Consider the following 2,005-nt stretch of genomic DNA (forward strand, 5'->3'; position numbering starts at 1 on the left):
AGCTTGCTCCCGCTGGACTGCGCAGCAGTCCCCAAAAAGGGCCGCTTCGCGCCCCAGCGGGAGCAAGCTCCCTCGCCACAAAAGGTGTGTGCCCTCTGGAAACTGAACGTTTCACCCCCGCCTTCGGCCTCGGCAATCCGCACCTGCAAACCTTGTGGGGGCCGCTGTGGCGCAAAACCGTCCACCTTGATCGCGAGCGGGAACGCCTGTGGCTGGATGACGGCGACTTCCTCGACCTCGACTGGCATGGCCCGCACAGCGCCGAGGCGCCGTTGGTGCTGGTGTTGCATGGGCTGACCGGTTCTTCCAATTCGCCTTACATCGCCGGGATTCAGGCAGCACTCGCCGCGCAAGGCTGGGCCAGTGTCGCGCTGAACTGGCGCGGTTGCTCCGGCGAACCCAACCTGCTGCCGCGCAGTTACCACTCCGGCGCCAGCGAAGACCTCGCCGAAGCCATCAGACACCTGCGCGCCAAGCGCCCGCTGGCGCCGCTGTATGCGGTCGGTTATTCCCTCGGCGGCAATGTGTTGCTCAAGCATCTGGGCGAGACCGGCAGCGACAGCGGCGTGCTCGGTGCAGTGGCGGTGTCGGTGCCGTTTCGTCTTGATCAGTGTGCAGACCGCATTGGCAAGGGATTTTCCAAGGTTTATCAGGCGCACTTCATGCGCGAGATGGTCGCCTACATCAAGAACAAGCAACGCCAGTTCCAGCATGACGGACGCGAGGATGGCCTGGCGGCTCTGGCGGCGCTCGGCTCGCTGGAGAACATGCGCACCTTCTGGGACTTCGATGGCCGGGTCACCGCGCCGCTGCACGGCTTTACCGATGCCGAGGATTACTATCGCCGGGCGTCGAGTCGCTACTTTCTCGGCGAAATCCGCACCCCGACCCTGATCATTCAGGCCGCTGACGATCCGTTCGTGTTCCCCCACAGCTTGCCGACGGCCGAAGAGCTGTCCGCCAGCACCCGGTTCGAGCTGCAGGCCAAGGGTGGGCATGTCGGGTTTGTCGATGGCACGTTGCGCCAGCCCGGTTACTACCTGGAACGGCGCATCCCGCAATGGTTGGCCCGTGTGACGTCATGAGCGACCAGGGCGAGTCGATCCGCTTCTGGCAAACCGCACCGCTGGCCGGGGTCGAGTTGCTGTCGGCGCGCTACATCGAGCATCGCTTCGCCCCGCACGTCCACGACTGTTATGTGATCGGCATGATCATGGCCGGTGCCCAGCGTTATCGCTATCGCGGTGCCGAACACCTGGCCGGCAGCGGCACGCTGGTGCTGATCAACCCGGACGAATTGCACACCGGGCACAAGGGCACCGAGGACGGCTGGCTGTACCGGGCGTTTTATCCCGATACCGGACAGATCGTTTCACTGCTCGAAGAACTGGAACTGCCCACCGCGCCGATGCCGGCCTTCGGCGCAACGCTGTACCGCGACCCGGATCTGGTCAACGGTTTCTGTCAGTTGCATCGCTTGCTGGAAAGCCCCGCCACCGCGCTGCAACAGCAAACGGTATGGCGCGAGATGATGATGCTGCTGTTGCAGCGGCATGCGGCGGTGCAGATCAACGGCAAACCGGGAAAAGAACACCGCGCGGTGGTGATGGCCAAGGAGCTGCTACATGCGCAACTCGCTGCGCCGCCATCGTTGGAAGAACTGGCGGCTGCGGTCAACCTGTCGCCCTTCCACTTCGCCCGGGTGTTCCGCCGCGCCACCGGCATGCCGCCACACACCTGGCTGATGCAGCAGCGCATCGCCACGGCCCGGGGTTTATTGCAGCACGGTTGCCTGCCGGTGGAAGTCGCCATGCAACTGGGCTTTGCCGATCAGAGTCATCTGAGCCGGCAGTTCAAGCAGGTGTATGGCGTGGGGCCGGCAGCGTATCGCAGTGCCCGACAATCTATCGGTGACGATTAACCCCTGTGGGAGCGGGCTTGCTCGCGAAAGCGGTGTTTCAGCACACATCATGGTTGACTGACACACCGCTTTCGCGAGCAAGCC

Annotated in this window: 2 protein-coding genes; both read left to right on the forward strand. The window is 63.9% G+C overall.

Annotated elements, in window-relative coordinates:
• Positions 1 to 86: 86 nt before the first annotated feature.
• A complete protein-coding gene (locus QMX91_RS30910) occupies positions 87 to 1,085 on the forward strand; it encodes a hydrolase (protein ID WP_135296766.1) in 999 nt (332 codons plus the stop codon).
• Positions 1,082 to 1,921, forward strand: coding sequence for an AraC family transcriptional regulator (locus tag QMX91_RS30915; protein ID WP_225138950.1), 840 nt, complete (start codon positions 1,082 to 1,084; stop codon positions 1,919 to 1,921). The genes QMX91_RS30910 and QMX91_RS30915 overlap by 4 nt, the downstream gene beginning before the upstream one ends.
• Positions 1,922 to 2,005: the final 84 nt, after the last annotated feature.

This window comes from Pseudomonas sp. PS01299 (assembly GCF_029960145.1).
Lineage (GTDB): Bacteria > Pseudomonadota > Gammaproteobacteria > Pseudomonadales > Pseudomonadaceae > Aquipseudomonas > Aquipseudomonas putida_A.